At 45.3% G+C, this 23,224-nt stretch carries 17 protein-coding genes; 8 read left to right on the top strand and 9 right to left on the bottom strand.

The features are described from left to right. Position 1 precedes the first annotated feature (1 nt). From SFSGTM_RS13445 to SFSGTM_RS13465, 5 genes are all read left to right on the top strand, one after another. The gene (locus tag SFSGTM_RS13445) at positions 2 to 991 is read left to right on the top strand and encodes an alpha-E domain-containing protein (protein WP_162085605.1); all 990 of its coding nucleotides are present in this window, start codon (positions 2 to 4) and stop codon (positions 989 to 991) included. 31 nt (positions 992 to 1,022) lie between these two features. Continuing rightward, positions 1,023 to 1,781 carry a proteasome-type protease gene (locus tag SFSGTM_RS13450; RefSeq protein WP_162085606.1) on the top strand — a complete coding sequence of 253 codons (759 nt, stop codon included), beginning with the start codon at positions 1,023 to 1,025 and terminating at the stop codon, positions 1,779 to 1,781. Beyond that, positions 1,778 to 5,062 (top strand): transglutaminase family protein, encoded by a 3,285-nt coding sequence (locus tag SFSGTM_RS13455; protein WP_162085607.1) that lies wholly within the window; start codon positions 1,778 to 1,780, stop codon positions 5,060 to 5,062. The genes SFSGTM_RS13450 and SFSGTM_RS13455 overlap by 4 nt, the downstream gene beginning before the upstream one ends. An 11-nt stretch (positions 5,063 to 5,073) precedes the next feature. Then, a complete protein-coding gene (locus tag SFSGTM_RS13460; protein WP_162085608.1) occupies positions 5,074 to 6,294 on the top strand; it encodes a hypothetical protein in 1,221 nt (406 codons plus the stop codon). A 74-nt stretch (positions 6,295 to 6,368) separates the two neighbouring features. Further along, entirely contained in the window at positions 6,369 to 10,199 is a 3,831-nt protein-coding gene (locus tag SFSGTM_RS13465; protein ID WP_162085609.1) for a DUF3683 domain-containing protein, read from the top strand. A 47-nt stretch (positions 10,200 to 10,246) separates the two neighbouring features. Here SFSGTM_RS13465 and SFSGTM_RS13470 read toward each other — a convergent pair whose 3' ends face one another. The 7 genes from SFSGTM_RS13470 to SFSGTM_RS13500 form a co-directional block, all read right to left on the bottom strand. Further along, complete coding sequence (locus tag SFSGTM_RS13470; protein ID WP_162085610.1) at positions 10,247 to 11,869, bottom strand: adenylyl-sulfate kinase; 1,623 nt, start codon at positions 11,867 to 11,869, stop codon at positions 10,247 to 10,249. 7 nt (positions 11,870 to 11,876) lie between these two features. Then, on the bottom strand, positions 11,877 to 12,413 hold the full coding sequence (aroK, locus tag SFSGTM_RS13475; protein ID WP_162085611.1) for a shikimate kinase AroK: 537 nt from the start codon (positions 12,411 to 12,413) through the stop codon (positions 11,877 to 11,879). Positions 12,414 to 12,493: 80 nt separating this feature from the next. Beyond that, entirely contained in the window at positions 12,494 to 14,749 is a 2,256-nt protein-coding gene (locus tag SFSGTM_RS13480; protein WP_162085612.1) for a type IV pilus secretin PilQ, read from the bottom strand. A 14-nt stretch (positions 14,750 to 14,763) separates the two neighbouring features. Continuing rightward, positions 14,764 to 15,270, bottom strand: coding sequence for a pilus assembly protein PilP (locus tag SFSGTM_RS13485; RefSeq protein ID WP_162085613.1), 507 nt, complete (start codon positions 15,268 to 15,270; stop codon positions 14,764 to 14,766). Next, positions 15,267 to 15,890: a type IV pilus inner membrane component PilO gene (locus SFSGTM_RS13490; protein WP_162085614.1), complete on the bottom strand. Its 624-nt coding sequence runs from the start codon at positions 15,888 to 15,890 to the stop codon at positions 15,267 to 15,269. Before SFSGTM_RS13490 ends, SFSGTM_RS13485 begins: the two co-directional genes overlap by 4 nt. After that, positions 15,887 to 16,471 carry a PilN domain-containing protein gene (locus SFSGTM_RS13495; protein WP_162085615.1) on the bottom strand — a complete coding sequence of 195 codons (585 nt, stop codon included), beginning with the start codon at positions 16,469 to 16,471 and terminating at the stop codon, positions 15,887 to 15,889. The genes SFSGTM_RS13490 and SFSGTM_RS13495 overlap by 4 nt, the downstream gene beginning before the upstream one ends. Then, positions 16,468 to 17,544, bottom strand: coding sequence for a pilus assembly protein PilM (locus tag SFSGTM_RS13500; RefSeq protein ID WP_162085616.1), 1,077 nt, complete (start codon positions 17,542 to 17,544; stop codon positions 16,468 to 16,470). The genes SFSGTM_RS13495 and SFSGTM_RS13500 overlap by 4 nt, the downstream gene beginning before the upstream one ends. Before the next feature lie 194 nt (positions 17,545 to 17,738). On the opposite strand from SFSGTM_RS13500, the gene SFSGTM_RS13505 reads away from it, so the two are divergent. Next, on the top strand, positions 17,739 to 20,078 hold the full coding sequence (locus SFSGTM_RS13505) for a penicillin-binding protein 1A (RefSeq protein WP_162085617.1): 2,340 nt from the start codon (positions 17,739 to 17,741) through the stop codon (positions 20,076 to 20,078). A gap of 2 nt (positions 20,079 to 20,080) precedes the next feature. After that, positions 20,081 to 20,692: a hypothetical protein gene (locus SFSGTM_RS13510; RefSeq protein ID WP_162085618.1), complete on the top strand. Its 612-nt coding sequence runs from the start codon at positions 20,081 to 20,083 to the stop codon at positions 20,690 to 20,692. Here the strand turns inward: SFSGTM_RS13510 and hemB are convergent. Continuing rightward, positions 20,653 to 21,651 carry a porphobilinogen synthase gene (gene hemB, locus SFSGTM_RS13515; protein ID WP_162085619.1) on the bottom strand — a complete coding sequence of 333 codons (999 nt, stop codon included), beginning with the start codon at positions 21,649 to 21,651 and terminating at the stop codon, positions 20,653 to 20,655. The two genes, SFSGTM_RS13510 and hemB, sit on opposite strands and share 40 nt — an antisense overlap. A gap of 158 nt (positions 21,652 to 21,809) precedes the next feature. Beyond that, complete coding sequence (yihA, locus tag SFSGTM_RS13520) at positions 21,810 to 22,430, bottom strand: ribosome biogenesis GTP-binding protein YihA/YsxC (RefSeq protein WP_162085620.1); 621 nt, start codon at positions 22,428 to 22,430, stop codon at positions 21,810 to 21,812. 105 nt (positions 22,431 to 22,535) lie between these two features. Between yihA and SFSGTM_RS13525 the strand changes: the two genes are divergently transcribed. Next, complete coding sequence (locus SFSGTM_RS13525) at positions 22,536 to 23,165, top strand: c-type cytochrome (protein WP_162085621.1); 630 nt, start codon at positions 22,536 to 22,538, stop codon at positions 23,163 to 23,165. Positions 23,166 to 23,224 lie beyond the last annotated feature (59 nt).

The following is a 23,224-nucleotide window of genomic DNA, read 5'->3' on the forward strand; positions in this document are numbered from 1 at the left end:
CATGTTATCACGCACAGCAGATCACTTATTCTGGATGGCGCGCTACATTGAGCGCGCTGAAAATACCGCCCGGGTATTAGACATCACCCATAAAACATCACTACTTCCCGACGACAGCGAAGGCGCAGAAACGCACCTGTGGTATGCACCGCTCAACATTGCTGGCTGTGCTGAAGGCTATTTAGCCAAGCATGAACTGGTTGAAGCGGAAGCTGTCAACCGCTACATTGCCTTAGATCCTGACAATCCATCAAGCATCTATAGCTGCTTAATGTCAGCACGTGAAAATGCCCGCTCGGTACGCGGAGCCATTAACGCGGAAATGTGGGAAAGTATCAATGCTTCCTGGCTAGAAATTAATCGCATGATACCCACGTTAGGAAAAGACTGCCCTACTTGCTTCTTCGAATGGGTCAAGGAACGCTCACACCTATTCCGTGGCGTCACATTAGGCACCATGCTCAAAGATGATGCCCTGAATTTTATTCGTCTTGGCACCTTCCTGGAGCGCGCCGATAACACTGCACGCATACTGGATGTGAAATATCATATCCTGTTGCCTAGCGTTCACGATGTCGGCGGTGCCGCAGACTACTACCAATGGGGTGCATTATTAAAATCTGTCAGCGCCTTTGACGCTTATCGCAAAGTTTATCGTGATGTGATTACGCCACAAAAGGTAGCGGAATTACTCATTTTGCGTGCAGATATGCCGCGCTCACTGCACGCCTGTTTAAATGAAGTTGAAACCACACTGGAAATCATCAATGGTTTTAGCGGCAGAGAAGCACGCCGTCGCGCCGGAGAACTCCATGCGGCGCTGCACTTTGGTCGTATTGAAGACATTACGCAGCAAGGTTTACATGAATATTTGACTGAGTTTTTAGAAAAAGTTGACTTGTTAGGTCAGGAAATTCACACCAGCTATTTAGCCCGACGTGAAGAATTTGCACCATCACCGATGCAAAAAATGCTGATGCAAGTACAATAATCATGTATTTAACCCCTTTATGAAACCCAAGATGACATATTGCGTAGCCCTTAAACTCAATGCTGGCCTGGTATTTGCCTCCGATTCACGCACTAATGCTGGTGTTGACCAAATTGCCAGTTTCAAAAAAATGCGTACATTTGTAAAAGAAGGTGATCGCTCCCTCGTCATTTTGAGCTCAGGCAATTTGTCCATCACCCAAAGTGCAGTGAACTTAATGGAGCAACGTGGGCGTCATCCTGAACTGGAAAACATCTGGAATGCGGAATCCATGTTTGATGTTGCTACCCTGCTCGGGGAATGTATGCGCGAAGTACGTGAGCGCGATGGCACGTTTCTCATACAAAGCAATGTTGATATCGGGGCTAATTTTATTTTGGGTGGCCAGATCCTTGGTGAGCCACCACGTCTGTTTCTGATCTATGCCGAGGGCAATTTCATCGAAGCAACTGAAGCAACTCCATTTTTCCAGATAGGCGAAACCAAATACGGCAAGCCTATTATTGACCGCGTGATTCATGCTGAAACCTCGCTCATGGAAGCCATTAAATGCGTGCTGGTATCATTTGACTCCACTATGCGCAGCAATATCTCTGTTGGCATGCCCATAGATTTGGCTTGCTATACCGCTGATAGTTTGTGCCTCGATCGTCAATACAACATTACCCAAGGCGATGCTTATTTTGCCAATATCAGTCAACGCTGGAGCGAAGGCTTGCGTGGTGTATTTGCCTCACTGCCTGATCCAGAATGGGGTTGTCCAATCTCCAAACCACTATTCCCATCATGACTATACGCGCCGCACTACATCACCAGACTCATTACAAGTTCGATCGCCCTGTCGTATTATCTCCCCATGAAATACGACTGAGGCCTGCTGCACATAGTCGCACACCCATTACCGCATATTCGCTGAATATCGAACCTGCGGATCATTTTATCCATTGGCAACAAGACGCCTATGGTAATTTTGTCGCGCGCGTCAGCTTCCCAGAACCAACTCGTGAATTAAAAGTAACGGTCGATTTAGTCGCGGACCTTACCATTATTAACCCATTCGATTTTTTTACCGAACCATGGGCTGAGCATTTTCCATTTACCTACACCGATATACTTAATACAGAATTAACGCCGTTCTTATTAAAGGAAACCTGTGGTAAACAGTTTGATACCTGGCTGGAGAAATTTCGTGCTGGTTTACCAGACGATATCAATACCAACAATTTTTTAGTAGCGGTCAATCAGGCTGTGCAACACAGCGTGTCCTACCTGATCCGCATGGAACCAGGCGTACAAAGCCCCGAAGAAACACTTACCTTGGGCTCAGGCTCCTGTCGTGACAGCGCCTGGCTACTAGTGCAAGCCTTACGTCATTTGGGCATTGCTGCGCGCTTTGTTTCTGGCTATCTGATTCAATTAACTGCCGATGAAGTGCCACTCGAAGGTCCTGCAGGAACATCGGTCGATTTCACCGATTTGCACGCATGGTGCGAGGCATATATTCCCGGTGCAGGCTGGGTAGGTTTAGACGCCACGTCCGGACTGTTAACTGGCGAAGGGCACATCCCGCTTGCTGCAACCGCCATGCCCAGCTCCGCCGCTCCTGTGAGCGGCATGACCAGCATATGCGAATCCGAGCTGGATGTCGTCATGACAGTAACGCGCGTATTCGAAGACCCACGCGTTACTAAACCCTATACTGAAAAACAATGGGATACCATACAGGCATTAGGACGACAAATTGATACCGATTTGCAAATCCATGATGTACGCCTGACTCAAGGTGGCGAGCCAACCTTTGTGTCGATAGATGACATGGAAAGTCCTCAATGGAATATTGCTGCACTCGGAGAGCATAAACTCGACCTTGCCCATGGTCTTATGAAACGGCTGCATAAACGTTTCGCAGATGGTGGTGCGCAACACTTTGGCCAGGGCAAATGGTATCCAGGAGAGCCTTTACCGCGTTGGGCGTTGACAACATTCTGGCGTACCGATGGTGTGCCGGTCTGGCAGGATGACACGCTCGTCGCGCATGAAGCGCGGAAAATCACCGCATTACAGCTATTCGCTTTTTCCAAGCAATTGTGTCAGCAATTAGGCCTGAGTCATAAATATCTTATTCCTGCTTACGAAGACCCATGGCTTGCTCTGGATGCAGAAAGTCGTCTGCCCCCGAATGTTGATCCGCACACGGCGGACTTGAGCAAACCCGATGAACGCAGCCGTCTGGCGCAACAGCTGCGCGCAGGTATCAGCACTATCATTGGCTATGTATTGCCAATTAAAGCGAAAGAAACTGCCAAATCCGGCTGGAAATCCAGTCGCTGGCCGTTACGCCACATGCGGCTGCATCTGCTGCCTGGTGATTCACCTATGGGTTATCGCTTACCGCTCGGCAGCCTGCCTTGGGTATCTCCCAAACAGCGTGAGATTACACCAGACGTAGACCCGTTTGCACCGCGTACGCCACTGGACAAGACCACACCAACAGCAAAGTTGGTGATTACACCTGCGCCTGAAATACAGCAGCAGATCCTGACCGAGGTCATCCATACCGCATTAACCATACAAATACGTGAAGGCATCCTGTATGTATTCATGCCCCCGTTGACCAAGCTGGAAGATTATTTGACGCTAGTCACTGCCGTGGAACAGAGCGCGAAAAAACGCAACTTGCCGATCCGTCTTGAAGGCTACTTACCGCCACGTGACCCACGCTTGCAATCGTTGTCTGTCACGCCTGATCCTGGTGTAATTGAAGTCAATATCCATCCATCTACCAACTGGGATAGTCTGGTCGCCAACACGCAAGCACTCTATGAAGATGCGCGACAAACTCGCCTGGGTACAGAAAAATTCATGCTCGACGGGCGCCACACGGGTACTGGTGGCGGTAATCACATCACCTTGGGTGGCGCTTCAGCCGCTGATAGCCCATTCCTGCGCCGCCCTGACGTATTGCAAAGCCTGATCACCTATTGGCAGCATCACCCTGCACTGTCCTACCTGTTTTCTGGTCAGTTTCTTGGCCCTACCAGTCAGGCACCGCGTGTAGATGAGGCCAGAGATGACAATCTATATGAGCTGGAAATTGCTTTTGAACAGCTACGCCAAAATTTGCCAGCCGGGGTAGAGAGTCAGCAACCCTGGTTGGTCGACAGGCTGTTACGTAACTTGTTAGTGGATTTAACGGGTAATACGCACCGCTCTGAATTCTGTATCGATAAACTTTATTCACCAGACTCTGCAACTGGCCGGCTAGGTATTGTCGAATTACGCGCATTTGAAATGCCACCACATTACCGTATGAGTCTGGTTCAATCATTATTAATCCGCGCCTTGGTCGCCAAGTTCTGGCGTACTCCGTATCAAGGCAAGCTGGTCTACTGGGACACCAGTTTGCATGACAAATTCATGCTGCCGCATTTTATTGCTCATGACATGGCTGAAGTGTGTCGCGACTTGCGTGATGCTGGTTATGGTTTCGATGATGCGTGGTTAGCCCCATTCCTGGAGTTCCGTTTCCCCCGCTATGGCGAGCTGCAAGTTGCTAATTTGCATCTGGAGCTACGATTAGCCATTGAACCCTGGCATGTATTAGGCGAGGAAATGGGCGGCGGCGGAACTGCTCGTTATGTCGACTCATCAGTAGAACGCGTACAGATCAAAGTCAGCGGCATGACTGATCAACGCCACCAAATCACATGTAATGGTCGTTTAGTTCCACTGCATGCGACAGGCGTTCCTGGTGAGTTTGTAGCTGCGGTTCGTTACAAGGCATGGGCACCACACTCAGCATTACACCCGACTATTGGCACTCATGTGCCGCTGATATTCGATGTCGTAGATAGCTGGAACCAACGCTCGATTGGTGGCTGCACCTATCACATCAGCCATCCAGGTGGACGCAGTTATGACGTTTTCCCAGTCAATGCCAATGAGGCAGAAGCTCGCCGTCGTAGCCGCTTCTGGGATCATGGTCACACCCCAGGCAAGGTTGATGTGCGTGCTGAATCCATTAATCCCCGTTTCCCTATGACGCTAGATTTGCGTCGCCAACCTCAATAACTGGACGTAACATGTTAAACGCAAGCTATTACCCACGCTATGGTGATAAAAAGAACTCTGATTTTTTCGAAGAGTATTTACAACGAGTACTTGATGAGCGTAAACGCTGCGGCCTAACCGACATGATAGGCGGTATTGAAGCCTTGATTATTACCGTTGAACCAGGCAATTCAATTGAATACATCACTGAATTATCATTGATGACGCCGTACCACTACCTAGTCACCCTGGACAGCCCCAAACATTTCACCCATGTATTGCGCATAGACATGAACTCGCCCGACATACTGTTGCGCGAAGTCAAAGACCCTGACTACAGCGATATATTCCGTAACCTTAATGACATCTATCCTATAGGTGCACGCCGCCATCATAGTCGTTATGTCGGCGAGATATTGCTAGCCCATAATCGACATGAAGTTGTCGCCGAACAGCAAGCCAGAGAATTCCGTTTCTTCCCAATAGGCCAACTTGCCGAACTGGATTTACCTGTCAATGTCAGCATATCCAAACCTTCACCTTACACGCAAAACGTAGTGGGTTATATGGAGCGGCCTGCCGACGGCATACGTGTGTACCAGCATGGTGAGTGTGTCATATTGAGTAATGTTCAGGCTGCCTATGAACGTGGCAAGGAAATGCAAGAACGTCTGGGCATAGATGATCTGATTTTACCGATTGATCACCTTGCAACTCGCGTTTATAGTCAGAACCGCGAATCAGCAATATTGGAATACCTTGCTCTGTCCAGTTATTTCTATTGGGGCAGCTATGACATTAAGGATCAGAACTCCTCGACCAATGTCACCAAAAACTCTAAGTCACTGCCTGAATCCGCTAGCCCAGCTAAAGTATTCACAGCGAATAACCTGCCTTACTGCGTTAACCATCTGGACAAACTACCCAGCCCAACTGAAAACTTTGTACGCAACTATGGTCCACGTTTGCATCATATCGCTCTCACGGTTAAAGACGGACAACGCAATGGTAAGGAGCATATAGACTATGTTGTAGATGCCATTGCAGCACAAGGCAAAGGCTTCCTGCTTAACACTGTGGGTTCGCGTGAAGAAGGTTTGAAACAGATATTCTCGTCTGCCTCGGAATTCTCTTCACTCATCATTGAATATGTACAACGATTTGGTGACTTCCAGGGATTTTTTGCGAAAGATAACGTGGCACAACTGACCTTTGCAGCAGGATTGGAAGAAGGCGTGCAAACGCAGACTTAACCAGTCCTTTGAAGTGGTTATAAATCCTGCCAGTTGCTGTTAAAATAGCGGTTTGGTAATTACCACTTGCGCTCATGAATAGCTCACGTTTACGCGAAATTCCTTATAACTATACGTCGTTTTCTGACCGCGAAATTGTTATTCGCTTGTTAGGCAGTGAGGCCTGGGATATCCTCAACCAACTCCGTGACGAGCGCCGTACTGGGCGCTCTGCACGTATGTTGTTTGAAGTCTTGGGCGATATCTGGGTGGTGTCGCGCAACCCGTATCTGCAAGATGACCTGCTTGCCAATCCAAAACGCCTGCTCGCATTAACCGAAGCATTAAATCACCGGCTGAATGAAATTGAATCTCGCAAACAGGACAATGCGCTGGTTGAACCAGTCATTGCCGCTGCACGCCAAGCAATTGTCGATTTTGAAGCCGAGTTTGTTTACACCAAACAATTACGTCTGGATGTAATCAAAAAGCTCGCACGTCATACCCGACGTGACAATATACAATTTGATGGTTTAGCCCGTGTATCTCACGTGACGGATGCGACGGACTGGCGCGTAGAATATCCCTTCGTTGTCCTCAATCCGGACACGGAAGCTGAAATTGCCCACCTGGTTAAAGGCTGTATTGAGCTTGGCCTCACCATCATCCCACGAGGGGGTGGTACAGGCTACACTGGAGGTGCAATTCCTCTGGTGAAAAACACAGCCATTATCAATACTGAAAAGCTGGAAAGCATTTCCACCATAGAGACACTGCGCTTGCCTGAAGCTGATAGAGATTACGCAACCATACACTGCGGTGCAGGCGTTGTAACTCGCCGGGTGATGGAAGCCGCAGATGCTGCAGGCTTAGTCTTTGCTGTAGACCCAACCTCTGCCGATGCATCGTGCATAGGTGGCAACGTAGCAATGAATGCGGGCGGTAAGAAGGCCGTACTCTGGGGTACAGCACTTGATAATCTGGTTTCCTGGCGCATGGTTACCCCCGATGCAGAGTGGTTGGAAATCACACGCATTGGTCATAACTTTGGCAAAATACATGATGCAGCTTTAGCGCGATTTGAACTACGCCGCTATGAAATAGATGGTATCACCCCTGTAGGTGAGCCCGAAATATTGGCCATTCCTGGCCAACATTTCCGCAAAGTCGGCCTGGGAAAAGACGTTACTGACAAATTTTTGGCCGGCCTACCCGGTATACAAAAAGAAGGCTGTGACGGCATCATTACCTCGGCACGCTTTATTTTGCACAGACTCCCTGCGCATACTCGGACTGTGTGTCTGGAATTCTTTGGACAAGTACGTGATGCCGTGCCTGCCATTGTTGAAATCAAGGATTATCTAGATGCGCATCCAGACGCCATCCTCGCGGGTCTGGAGCACTTGGATGCGCGCTATCTTAAAGCCGTAGGTTACGCCACCAAAGCGAATCGTACGCATCGACCTAATATGGTGCTGATAGCTGACGTAGTATCCGATAACGAAACAGCATGCGGCGCAGCGGCGGCACACATCGTACAGTTAGCTAATGCGCGTGGCGGTGAAGGATTTATCGCGATCAGCGCTGAAGCGCGCAAGAAATTCTGGCTGGACCGAGCGCGGACAGCTGCGATAGCTGCACATACCAATGCTTTCAAAATCAACGAGGATGTGGTCATACCACTCCCCCGTCTGGCTGATTATTCAGACGGTATCGAACGTATCAACATTGAACTCTCAACGCATAATAAATTGGCACTGGTCGACAGTCTCATAGAGTTCTTCCAGGGAGACTTACCTCTATTTGGTGATGACGATACGGTTGCTGATCCTGAAATGACTGAACAACGTCGCCAGCGTGCCTTGTCATTACTTAACAAAACCCGAGCACGCTGGGACTGGATGCTCAACAATCTGGATGTAGCCCCATCCAGTGCTGAATTAGGTATGGCAACCACCGAAATGATTGCCGCCAACAAACACATCAGCCTGTTTGATGCGTTACAGGATCACACTATACGCATTAGCTGGAAACGTGAAATCAGGCGTGAACTACAACAAATATTTGTTGGTCGCGAATATCAGCTCATCCTCGAAAAATGCGACGAAATTCATCAGGATATCCGCAAAAGTCGCGTATTTGTCGCACTTCATATGCACGCGGGAGATGGGAACGTTCATACCAATTTACCCGTCAATTCAGACAATTACGCCATGCTCCAGACAGCGAATACAGCCGTATCTCGCATTATGAAACTGGCACAAGATTTAGGTGGTGTCATTTCAGGTGAGCACGGCATCGGCCTCACCAAGATGGAATATTTGGAGCCTGCCGCAATACAAAGCTTTGTTGATTATAAAAACAAAGTCGATCCAGAAGGCCGGTTCAACAAGGGCAAGCTAATGCCGGGCGCGGATTTGCGTAATGCATACACGCCTAGCTTTTCATTGCTCGAAACCGAATCGCTGATTATGGAAAAATCCGAAATCGGCGAAATTGCTGATTCGATTAAAGACTGTCTGCGTTGCGGCAAGTGCAAACCTGTCTGCAGCACACACATTCCGCGTGCTAATTTACTGTATTCACCGCGAAACAAAATACTGGCCACTTCATTGTTGATCGAAGCTTTCCTGTATGAAGAACAAACTCGGCGAGGTGTATCCATCAAGCATTTTGACGAGTTCAGTGATGTAGCCGACCATTGCACGGTATGTCACAAATGTGCCAACCCATGCCCTGTTGATATAGATTATGGTGATGTTTCCATAGCTATGCGTAATTTCCTGCGTAAACAGGGTAAGAAGAAACTCAATCTGGGTACAGCTGCTAGCATGTTCTTCCTCAATGCAACTGACCCTGCAACCATTAAAATGACCCGCAAGGTAATGATAGAGTGGGGCTACAAAGCACAGCGTTTAGGCTACCAGATAGGTAAAAAAATCGGCCTTATCAAAGCGCAAACTGCACACCCACCGAGTACGCTGGGAACGGCACCGATTAAGGCACAAATCATACACTTCATCAACAAACCGATGCCTGGCGGACTGCCGAAGAAAACCAGCCGAGCATTATTAGGGCTGGAAGATGCAAAAATAGTCCCCGTCATTCGTAATCCGGCTAAAGTCACCGAAGACAGTGATGCGGTATTCTATTTCCCTGGCTGCGGCTCAGAGCGTTTATTTTCTCAAGTTGGTCTGGCAACCCAGGCCATGCTCTATGAACTCGGTACACAAACTGTATTACCACCTGGCTATTTATGTTGCGGCTATCCACAAACGTCTAGTGGTCAGGCAGACAAGGGCGATGCGATTACCACTGAGAACCGGGTGTTATTTCATCGAGTAGCAAATACCTTAAATTATCTTGATATCAAAACTGTCATTGTGTCCTGCGGCACATGTATGGACCAATTGCTTAAATATCAGTTTGAAAAGATATTTCCTGGCTGTCGTTTACTCGATATCCATGAGTATTTAATGGAAAAAGGGATAAAGCTTGACGGTATTTCAGGCACGCAATACATGTATCACGACCCTTGCCATACACCTATGAAAACGCACCAACCAATGAAGGTAGTTAATCAGTTAATGGGAACAGCTGTTGCGTTATCTGACCGTTGCTGTGGTGAATCGGGCACATTGGCAGTAACACGTCCTGACATATCAACACAGATACGCTTCCGCAAAGAGGAAGAAATCCGCAGAGTCAGCGCTCAACTTCGTACCGAATCGGAACCAACTGCACAGGTTAAAATACTTACGTCATGTCCCTCATGTTTACAAGGACTATCTCGCTATGACAACGATGCCGATACTAGCGCAGATTACATAGTGGTAGAGATGGCGAGGAAAATCCTGGGGGAGAACTGGATGGAAGACTATATCGAGAAAGCCAGTCACGGCGGTATAGAACGAGTGTTACTCTAAACTAAGGTCACTAGAGCGCATATAACCATAAGCGCTCTAGTTAACTACTAAATATAGCCCTCTTGTTCCAGTTTCAGAATAACCAACTGCATCGCTTGTATTACATTGGTCATACTTGTATCTATAAGCAACTCAGCTTGCTCTGGCACTTCATAAACTTCCGCAACTTGCGCAGATCTATTTTTTTTGATCAAACGCGCGGCACATACACTAGTTGGTGCAGTAAGCGCTATTTCAAAATAACCACCTTCATTCTGCACTGCATTTCGAATACTCCGCCTTAGCGCAATTGTAGGTACATCAATTGCACAAATAGCTATACCATGATGTTTAACTATTTCATGTGCCAGCATAGCGATTACATCAACATTATCTGCAACGCCAGGGTGATGATTTATAAAATCATTATCCAGCAAGCTTACCTTGCGTGCACCAATAGCACCTAAAGCCTGACTTAAAGCACTCGCCAAGGTCGACTTACCAACTCCGGAAACACCGGTCAATAGTATTGTAAAACCTGCGGACTGCCATGGTGGATAGGCCAATCGCATTTCTTTTAACACCTCAGGAAAAGTATACCAATCTGGAATAGTAAGATTCGCAAGTAAACGTCGCTTCACCTCTTCGGAGGTCAATACCAGTTTATATGCATCCTTAGGTGCTTCTTCCAGGGGTAAATATTGCGCACGATCTTCCACATATACCATACGAGGATAAGGAATCAGCTTTACACCAATATCGCCTATATGCTGTTCTACATGATGAAAGGCATCGCCTTCAAGTAAATCTCGTCCACGACGATTAACTCCTTGCGCAGCTGCTTCACCACCTACGATCAGGTGTGAGCACCCGTAATTCCGACTAATAATTGCTCTATGTAATATTTCACGCACCCCACCTCGGCGTACATAGTTTGCTGAAAGACTCATCACCGCTGTGAATTTACATAACCTGTGCATGAGCGCTTGGTAACTACGTACAGTGGGGAAATAAGTGGAATGTAAATGCTGTTCACCACCAGTTAATGACTGTATTAGCAACCCAGCCTGATTTTGAACTGCAGCACGCTGCATAAAATCTAATGTAGCCCGATGTAGAGGTTGTACGCTTTGATAAGCAACCACATTACACCAACCATGCTCGCTAAAATATTGCCGTAATTGCAATGGAGTATGATAGTCACCGATAAAATCATAACGATTAATAATTTTTACGCCAACCACACTTCCGCTCACATACCAGACTGATTCTCTGCTGAAATCTAAATCAGTCCCTAACATTTGCGCTTCTAGAGCTAGATTAGCTTTAAATATTTCCGAGACAGTCAAGACTGCCAGCAACTCGTCATATTCATCTCTAAGCGCAATCGACATACCTGATTGAATTGTCTGCGCAAGCCTCAATGGTATCGCCAAAGTTAAAGGGTACATCCAAGTTAAGCCCCCAGGAAGCCGCATATGCGATAACACACTAAGGTAACTCAGCTCATCCATATACCCGATCAAAGGTGTATATGCACCAGAGATTAATAACATTAAATCACTTTGCTGGTAAGCATCTAAAGCTATGCTGGGTAACCGAGGTGCCAGCTTCTGTAATTCATATACATCATCCGTAGCTAGCAAATTCGTCAGTTTTTCTGCACCATAAGGACTTATTAAGTCAGGCATGCTCACCTCAATCTTTGCTGGATGATACAGATTTTGCATTAAGGTACTGCACTAATTGCTGCACGAGGATATTCACATTCTGACGACCCGTATCTATGATGATATCAGCGACTTCTCTATATAAAGGATCACGTTGTGCATGCAATTCTCGCAACCTCACTTTTGGGTCTTCAGTTTGTAGCAGAGGTCGATTTCTATCATGCCGTGTACGCTGAAACAGTTCGTCTACAGTGCCACGCAGATAAATGACAGTTCCACGCTGTTTAAGCAAAATACGCGTGTTAGAACTTAACACAGCGCCACCACCCGTTGCCAAAATAATGTCATTTAACTGAGTCAGATCAGCAATAACCTGCTCTTCACGCTTACGAAACCCAGCCTCACCTTCAACCTCGAAAATCATGGGTATCGTGACGCCCGTACGCTTCACAATCTCGTGGTCTGCATCATAGAACTGCTTACGCAAATGCTTCGACAACAATTTGCCAACGGTGGTTTTACCCGACCCCATTAGTCCCACCAAATAGATATTGTTAGTATTCATACTGTAATTGTAACGTAAGGCTAGCACTAGGCAATAAAAAAGGCGGGGATTAACCCGCCTTTTTTACATACACTAGTTCCTTATTTAAAACTTAAATCCTCTTTAACAATACGCGGTGTTAAGAACACAAGCAACTCCGTCTTTGTAATATTCTTAGCCTGATTCTTAAACAAATGACCGAATAAAGGCAAATCACCAAAGAACGGTACCTTATTCACAGAACTATTTGTATTATCTTCATAGATACCACCTATGACAGCTGTTTCACCATTATTAATCCGAATTTGCGTTTTTACGCGTTTGGTTTCAATAGGGTATGCTTGATAACCCTGTCCTAAGTCGAATGGTGTTCCAGGCGCATCCTTTTGTACTTCTACCGTTAAAATAATGGAATCATTATTCAATATTTGCGGATTAACTAATAAACAAAGAAACGCATCTTTAAACGTCACTGTTGCAGGTGAGTTCGCCGTTGGTGGTGTGACACTTGGAATTTGCACACCCTGCAAAATAACAGCTGGTTTTTGATTAGCTGTAATAATACGTGGACTAGATATTATCTTTCCCAAACCATCTGACTCTAACGCTTGCAATTCCAAACTTAGCAATGCACCACCACCTAAATTAAAAAGCGACAGCCCTAATGACCCCGCAGTCAAACCCGAGTTTACAACCGCAGGTAAATTAACATTGGTACTACCAGGTATACCTACGTTATTTGATGTAGTAGTTGCAGTCGACGCAGAAGTAGAGGTTGCTGAATTTGGATACGCATTTCCACCATAGCCAATACGATTTCCAGCCAATGCACCCTGTTGCACACCAAATTTAGCGCCTAACGACTTACTAAATGTATCACTTGCAACCACAACCCGCGCTTCTATCATTACTTGACGCGCGGGCACATCTATCATTTTCAACATCTCAGCAACTTCAGCTTGCTTACTAGCTATGTCGTTAACTAGCAGCGTGTTCGTCTGAAGCTCAAAATTCGCATTACCACGTGGGGATAAAATACGATTAGGATTATTCAAGAGTGCTGTACCTGCTTGCTGCTGCTGTTGAACTGGTACCACTTTGTCCGCCTTAACCCCTTGTGCTTGAGCAGAACAATTAACATCTTCACCAACATCACCAGTAGTAACAAGGGCACCTGTCAATATACGAGCGGCTTGATCAGCCTTTTTATAATTTAATTGATATTGACGACTCACTAAGGGCTCTAATGTTTCCATGCTTTGGCGTGCCTCTAACTCTGCCTTTTCTTTTGCCAACAATTCATCTTTAGGCGCAACCCAGATCACATTTCCATTTTCGCGCTTATCCAACCCCTTACTCTGCAAGATTATATCTAGCGCTTGATCCCAAGGCACGTCCTTAAGACGCAAGGTCAAATTACCTGTCACAGTGTCACTAGTAATAATGTTTTTGCCAGTAAAATCCGCAATAACTTGTAAAACTGAACGAACTTCCACATTCTGGAAATTAAGTGATAATTTCTCTCCGCTATATTTAGGTTTACCACCTGTTGCCTTGGCAGCATCTTCAGTTTTAGCACGAACTTCAATAATCAGTTGATTATCGGCTTGATATGCAGAATATTCGTAATCAGCCTTAGGCTCTATGGTCATTTTAACATTACTACCACGAGCCTCAGTTGCTACAAATAAAACTGGCGTACCAAAATCAGTCACATCTAAACGACGCTGCAATGCACGCGCCACATCGGTGTTCATAAAATCAATCGCTAATACTTTTCCTTGTTTACGTATATCTATACCTGTTGAACTATCGGACAAGGTTGTAATAATCCGCCCCTCCCCCCCAGCACCACGGCGGAAATCAATATCCTTTATATTATGCTTACTCAAACTTGCGCTCGGCTCAGCAAAATGTGGGGTAACATTGCTACTCGATTGACTATCCGATTCCTGCACAGTAATAAATAAAGCATTACCGTCAATACGAGTTTCATATTGTGCTGGCTTAGTTAAATTCAACACTAACCGTGTACGTTCTCCAGCTTGCACTACATTTACCGTACGCACCACGCCTTGGTTAACATTAACTGTATTTTTACCCAACCCATTAGCCGTTCCTGCCAAATCCAGTGCAATCCTAGGTGGGTTATTAATCGCAAATCCAGCAGGTGAATTTTGCAGGTTTTGTTTCAAACCAATTTTAAGCAAAATTTTTCCGCCATCAATTGATGAATAATCCAAACTTTCTATACTATTAGTGTCTGCCTGTGCATGTAATGCACTAAACATCATGAAACACATCATGATGATACTCATCAAAAAATGCTGGCTAAAATGTGTAATGGTATTTTTCATTTATTTTTGACTCCTCATTGTTCTTGCTGCAATATCAACGAACTATCACGCTCAGACCAGTCACCCGCACTGTCTTGCACAGTTTCTTTCAATTTGACTTCAGTATCACTTACCACTAATACCTTACCAAAATTTTGCCCCAAGTAATTCCCAACTCTAACACGATATATCGTGTTTTCAGGTGTCTTAATCACAGCATATATTTCATTTTTCTGTTTCAGCATCCCAACCATCTTCAAACTTTCTAACGAAAAAGCTTCCAACGGTTCTTTAGGTCGAGTCATATCTGGCTCAAACGCGCCACCACTAGCACTAGGTTTCAACTTACGAGGTTTAAATGGATCTGATAAATCAAAAGCATTATAAACAAAAGCCTTATATGGCGCCATTTCAGGCAACGCTTCAACTTTACCGCGCAAATTTTTACCCGAATCAAGCACAAACTGTTTTAAATCATCATTCTCACCAGCGCTACAACCAGCAAGGGTAAGTACTATCAATACGGTTGCAATTTTTTTCATTTCTTATTGCTCCCATTCTTACTCTTGCTTTGCGCAGCCAATTCATCCTCGTCCAGATAACGATAAGTTTTAATGACGGCATTCATGGATAAATTACCATCCTTATCACCAGAAATATCCAAATCATGCAAAGTGACTATACGAGATAACTGGGATACATCACTTGCGAATGCGCCAAAGTCATGATAAGCACCTGATACCCTGATACTTATAGGCAACTCAGCATAAAACTCTTTCGGTGTCTCAACACCTGGTTTAAATAATTCAAATTGCAAGCCCCTGCCTAAACCTGCTTGATTAATATCGCTCAATAAGGCATCCATCTGCGATTTATTTGGCAACTGTTTTAACAGCGCACCAAAAGAATGATCAATATCTGAAAGCTGTTGCTTATAAATATCCAAATTCACTGCCTGACGCTTTTTATTCATAAAGCTATCACGCAAACTCATTTCTTCTTGCTTACCTGTATCGATTTGGGCTAATTCATCACTCCAAACGAACCAATAACCAACAAACAAAAGTACAACAAACGCAGTTGCTAACACAGCCAATTTCACTGACATGGTAGCATTAGCCAAGTCTTTCATACTGAGGTTATTTAAATCATTGAAATTCATGATTTACCTCCCTTATCATTTTTCGCCGACTCTGTTGCATCAGGCTGAACCAGATTAACGTTCAACGTAAATTCATTTGCTCGCAAACCCTGCACAGTTGCAGATTTAATTTCAACTAATTGCGAACCATCTAGCCACGGTGACGCATCCAAATTACGCATCAAAGTAGAAACTCTGGCGCTGGACTGCGCATACCCTGTCAAATTAACCAAATTATCTGTTTGCTTAATTGATTTCAAATAAACGCCATCCGGCAAATCACGCACCAACTCATCTAACAAATGTACTGTGCTAGCTCGATTCGTCTGCAATTCCTCAACAACTTGCTTCCGCGCAAGCAGCGCTTTAGTCTGTTCTTTTAACTCTTTAATTGCCGCAATATCTTTATCTAACTTACTAATTTCAGTTTTAAGATAGTCGTTACGTTCACGCTGATTATTAATGCGGGCATCCAGCACCATATACACCAAAATAATTGTAACAACAGCAATTGATGCAACCGCACCTAGCAACATACTAAAATGCCGCAAACGTGCCGCACGCTGCATTTCACGATAAGGAAGTAAATTAATACGTATCATGCTGGATCGAACCTCCGCAGTGCTAAGCCACATGCAACCATTAATGCGGGCGCATCTACCGCTAATTTAGCTGATAGAACGCGAGACGATAAGATCATTCCAACGAAAGGGTTTGCAATTAATGTACTGGCCTCAGTCCGATTTGCCACAGCCTCATCCAGACCAGGTATCACCGCTCCACCACCAGCAAGCACAATATGATCCATCTTGGAATAGGAAGTCGATGAATAAAATAGCTGCAATGCTCGGCTAATTTCTAAAGCCATCGTTTCGGTAAATGGCTGCAATACTTCTAGCGCATAATTTTCTGGTAGACCACCTTTACACTTTGCTTTTTCAGCTTCTTCAAACGACATACCAAAGCGTCTTTGTATTTCCTGTGTCAGTTGCATACCACCAAAATTCTGTTCACGTGCATATACCATCACATTATTCACGAAGACTAAAATATGCATAGTCGTAGCACCGATATCCACCAACGCAACAGTCTGCCCCTTACCCGCGTCAGGCAAAACCTGAAGCATACCCTCGTAAGCGGTTTGACTTGCGTTAAATTCGGCATCCATTACCAATACCTTCAAACCAGAAGCTTGTGCGACCGCCACGCGATCTTCGACTTTTTCTTTGCGACTCGCAACGATCAGCACATCAACATCTTCTACAGAATTCGCAGCAGCACCGAGTACTTGAAAATCAAGATTGACCTCATCTAAAGCAAAAGGGATCGCTTGATTCGCCTCCGCTTCAACTTGAATTTCCATGTCCATTTCGGACAACCCCTTAGGCAAGGAGATTTTTTTGGTTATCACTGAAGATGCTGGTAGCGCTAATGCCACATGCTTGGTGCGCGTACCCATGGCTGACCAAGCACGTTTCATGGCTTCAACCACTTCATCCACTTTAGCGATATTTCCCTCTACTACCGCATCTCTGGATATAGGCTCAATGACATAACGATCTATGGTATATCTACCATGACCTGCATCACTCAACTCCACTAGCTTTACCGCTGACGAACTAATGTCAGCGCCAATGAGTGGTGGCGATTTAATTTTTAGGAAGTCGAACTGCAAAATAAATCCCTTTTTTATTTAGTGGTTAGGAAACAAATCAACAATTCACGTTAAAGACTATCAGCAACATCATAAAGTGTAAACTATTTTTTAATCACACTTACGATTCTCACCCGAACCTACGATGATTTTATTCATCGCGACTATTTCGCATCTATAATGCAAATTGGATGTCTTCACTACTGGATTAAGTTATGTTCAAATCTTATTGGCGTTATGTTTTAGCTATTATTATTAGTTTTGTTGTACTCACTGGCGCATTAGTAGCACTAGCAATGTTGTTAATTTACCCCAAATTACCAAGTTTAGATAGTCTCACAAACTACCAACCGAAAATCCCCATGCGTGTCTATACAGCTGATGGCGCACTAATTGCGGAGTTTGGTGCTGAACACCGTGCAGTAGTATCCCTAAACAAAACACCTAAAGTACTACAGCACGCCATACTCGCAGCAGAAGATGACCGTTTTTATCAACATGGTGGCGTAGATACCATGGGCGTACTCCGTGCAGCCATAAGCAATCTTACATCCGGTGGAGCTAAAGAGGGCGCTTCCACAATTACCATGCAAGTCGCCCGCAATTTTTTCCTTTCCAGTGAAAAAACATTTACGCGTAAACTAAATGAAGCTTTACTTGCCATCAAAATCGAACATTCTCTCAGCAAAGATGAAATTCTAACGCTATACATCAATCAAATTTATTTGGGTCAGCGCGCTTATGGTTTTGGTGCTGCGGCCAAAACTTACTTTGGCAAACCGATAGAACAGATATCTCTTGCTGAAGCGGCCATGTTGGCAGGCTTACCTAAGGCACCTTCACGCTACAATCCAGTTGTAAACTTCCCTCGAGCACAAGCACGACAACATTATGTTTTGCGACGCATGCTGGATTTACACTACATCACTAATGAAGAATATACAGCTGCAATAAATCAACCATTGGTCATTCGCAATGTTAGAGATATTGCTGGTGCAGAAGTTAGCGCTGATTATGTCGCTGAGATGATCCGATTAGCTATGTACGACCGCTATCAGGATGACATCTACACGAATGGTCTAAAAGTTTATACCACACTACGTAAAGCAGATCAGGATGCTGCCAATATAGCGCTATGGAAAGGCGTAGAAGAATATGACACTCGCCATGGCTACCGAGGTATAGAAGGGGAAGTCACCTTGCCCGGCGATCAACAAAACTTAACTAGCGATCTGGATAACGCGATGCAGGACATGAATGCTGTACATGACCTCATCCCTGCCGTAGTTCTTAGCAGCAATGCCAAACTGGTTCGTGCCTACATTAAAGATATAGGGATAACTGAAATTACGGGAACAGGTTTAAAATTTGCTCAACGACTATTAACGGGCACAAACAAACTCGCCCTGCATCCGGGTGCCGTTATAAGAGTTGAAAAAATTGAGGACAATCATGCCTGGCGCATTACTCAACTCCCCCAAGTTGAAGCCGCTTTCGTCTCGCTGGATCCACATACAGGTGCAATTCGTGCACTTGTTGGTGGTGTAGATTACGATCGCAACAAATTCAACCATGTCACTCAGGCTTGGCGTCAACCTGGCTCTACAATTAAACCGTTTATCTACTCAGCAGCATTAGAAAAGGGATTTACTGCGGCAACACTGGTTGAAGATGCGCCCATCACCATCAGCCCTGATGAAACTGGTGGCGTATTATGGGAACCCAAAAACTACGAAGGAGACTATTCAGGCATAGTCAGCGTCCGGCAAGCATTAACCAAATCCTTGAATTTACCCACAATACGCATTTTGCAAACGATCACACCGCATTACGCACAAGATTACCTGACACGCTTCGGTTTTGATGCTGCTCGCCAACCACCCTACCTCACTTTGGCATTAGGTGCTGGTTCAGTTACACCATTACAGCTAGCATCTGGTTATGCAATATTTGCCAATGCGGGACAGGCAGTTAAACCCTACATTATTGACCATATCACTGATACCAATGGCAAACTTATCATGCAAAGTAAACCTGAAGCAGCCAAAGCCGTCATTGATCCACGTAATGCCTTTATCATTACCAGCCTTATGCAAGATGTCGTAAAACGCGGTACAGCAGCACGTGCGATGCAGTTGGGACGTAATGATTTGGCAGGAAAAACAGGTACAACTAACGACCAGGTTGACGCCTGGTTTGCAGGCTTCCAACCTAATTTAGTCGCGGTAGCATGGATAGGGTTTGATCAGCCACGCACATTAGGACATGGAGAAACTGGAGCGCAAGCTGCACTGCCTATCTGGATGAAATACATGAGCACAGCACTTAAAAATGTACCGCAAGTTCAAGTCTCCCCACCCGATGGCGTGGTTACTGTTCAAATCAACCCATTAACAGGATTGCCTACAGGAGAAGGTGAAACGGGTGTACCTGAGTACTTTTATCGAGAAGCCGTACCTATAGCCAAAACCCAGGCAGACCCAAATATTGAGTATCCACAAACGACAGATACACCACAAAATAACAACACGACGACTACATCACCACTACTATAAAAATGCAGATTGACTCCATCAGAAACCAGGTTGCGCAGTTAGCTGCGCAACTTATCCATGAGCATGGCATACAGGATTATGCGTTGGCAAAGCGCAAGGCAGCAAAACAGCTTGGCATTGCCGATGCACACCATCTGCCGAGCAATCCGGAAATAACGCAAGCCTTACAAGCCTATCAAGCGTTATTTCATGCCGACTATCACCCTACACTATTGGCAGAGTTTACTGCACTGGCCATAGAGACGATGCAAATGCTACGCGCATTTAACCCATATATCACTGGTGCCATACTAAATGGCACCGCAACTAAACACAGCGATATACAAATAGAGTTATTCACTGACAATGAAAAGGAAGTCGAACTTTATCTGCTCAACAACCACATTCAATTCAAGCAGGATCAGCGTCAAATTAAATATAAAGGTGCCAATAAGCAGATACCCTGTTTTGTCATAGCGGCTGACGCATGCGACATTTATGTCAGCGTACATTCGCCCAGTCAAATCCGCAATACACCACGCGACATACCAAAAGAAGCTCTGAAACGCGCCTCACTCAACCACTTTATTAATCTTCAGGATTGCAGCCAGACAGCCACATCGAGTGCAAAATAAGTCAAAATCCCATCAGCACCTGCACGCTTGAACGCAACTAGCGATTCCAGCACACATTTTTTCTCGTCCAGCCAACCATTCTGAGCAGCGGCTTTGAGCATGGCATATTCACCGCTCACCTGATAAACAAAAGTAGGGACACCAAAACTATCCTTCACACGACGCACGATATCCAGATAGGGCATACCTGGTTTTATCATCACCATATCTGCCCCCTCTTGCAAATCCATTGCAACCTCACGCAAAGCTTCATCACTATTGGGCGGATCCATTTGATAAGTTTCTTTGCTACTTACTCCTAAATTTCCGGCAGACCCTACTGCATCTCGGAACGGCCCATAAAAACTGGACGCATATTTAGCCGAATACGCTAATATCCGCGTATGTATAAAACCTTGTTCATCTAGGCCTTGCCGTATCGCAGCCACCCTGCCATCCATCATATCCGACGGCGCAACGATATCGACACCTGCTGCAGCATGAACTTGCGCTTGCCTCACCAATACCGCAACAGTCTCATCATTCATCACATAACCGCATCCATCTATCAAGCCATCCTGACCATGACTAGTATATGGATCCAGAGCTATGTCAGTAACAATACCCAGTTGCGGGAAAGCTTGTTTTAATGCACGAACGACGCGCGGAACCAAGCCGTTTGGATTATAAGCTTCAGCGGCATCCAATGATTTCTGACCCGCATCTATAACAGGAAAGATTGCCAAGGCTGGAATACCTAATGCCACACATTGAGCAGCGATTGGCATTAAATTATCCAAACTAACGCGCGTAACACCCGGCATAGAAGCCACAGACTCGGTACGCGCTTCGCCATCCAAAACAAACACGGGATAAATCAAATCATTCACCGTCAGCACATGCTCACGCATCATACGCCGTGAAAAATCATCTTTGCGCATACGCCGCATACGTGTTTGAGGAAATGCATAATTTTTCATTTAAAAACACTCACAATTGAACTATTAATTAAACGACCACTCTTACTTAGCAGATGGCGGAATTGCCGTCTCCCGCTTCTCCTCCCTGAGCGGGTATCCCAGCGCTAGTTGGGATATTTTTAACCTCGGTTATACTCCCCTTTAACCGAGGTTTTTTTCTAACCACCCACAGTCAATTTTTTCTCTGCATCTTCAAACCAACGTGCAGCAACTTTTTCAACCTCTTCTGTACCCGTCTTTTTCAAACTCGAAAATAACTGCACAGTGTAATTAGGTGCCATTTGTGCTAACGCTTGGGTCACTTGTCGCAGCACTGCAATTGAATCACTACGATTTAATTTATCAGCCTTGGTCAGCAAGCAATGCACCGGCTTACCTGTGGGCAAAAACCATTGCAGCATATTCAAATCCAGCTCGGTAAGCGGGTGACGTGAGTCCATAATTAATATCAAACCACAAAGCTGAGCACGTTCCGCAAGATACTCACCCAACAACTCACGCCAGTGATCTTTTACTGCACCTGGTACCTTAGCATAGCCATAACCAGGCAAATCCACCAAATAACGCTGACCACCCAAAGAAAAATAGTTAATATGCTGCGTTCTACCTGGCGTTTTACTCACGAAAGCCAGACGCGTTCTGTTAGCTAATGTATTGATCGCACTAGATTTTCCGGCATTTGAGCGGCCAGCAAAGGCGATCTCGGCAGCACTCTCGATAGGCAGATCACGCAAGTGATTCACGGTAGTATAAAACACCGCAGGTTGAAAAAAGTTCATAAATTTGTACCAAAAAACGCACCCAATTCATTTTCGGGCTAGCGTGAAAAATAAAACAAGGATAAAATAAATATTTTACTATCTTACCAGTATGAGGGCTTCACGATGAAAAATACTATGGCGTTCGCAGCATTTGCTGCTTTAACAGCATTTTCAACTGCTCACGCGGAAGATACTGCAGTAAAGGGCGACCCTGCAAAAGCGCAACAGTTAGTCACTACAGTATGTGCAGCATGTCATGGTGCAGATGGTAACAGCACCTCACCAACCTATCCAAAATTGGCTGGTCAGCACGCTGAATATATCACCAAACAATTAATGAATTTCAAATCAGGTGATCGTAAGAACCCTATCATGTTCGGCATAGTCACCAGCAACAACCTGACACCTGAAAACATGAAAGACTTAGGTGCATACTTTGCTAGCCAAACTGAAAAACCAGGCATGGCAAAAGATAAAGAATTAGTTGAAGCAGGCGAAAAAATATACAAAGGCGGTAATGCAGCCAGTGGCGTTCCAGCTTGTGCAGCTTGTCATGGCCCAACAGGTGCAGGCATACCAGTCCAGTTCCCACGTTTGGCTAGCCAACACAAAGAATACATTTACACCCAGTTGAACAATTTCCGCTTAGGCGATCGTGCTAATGATGGTGGTAAAATGATGCGCACCATTGCAGCAAAATTGACTGATCAAGAAATGAAAGCTGTTGCCGAATACATCTCCGGCTTACATTAATTAACTCGCACGTCGGAACCTGACGGCGTTTATGCAGTCTTTAGAGGGGTGGCTTTAGT

This window comes from Sulfuriferula nivalis (assembly GCF_009937995.1).
GTDB lineage: Bacteria > Pseudomonadota > Gammaproteobacteria > Burkholderiales > Sulfuriferulaceae > Sulfuriferula > Sulfuriferula nivalis.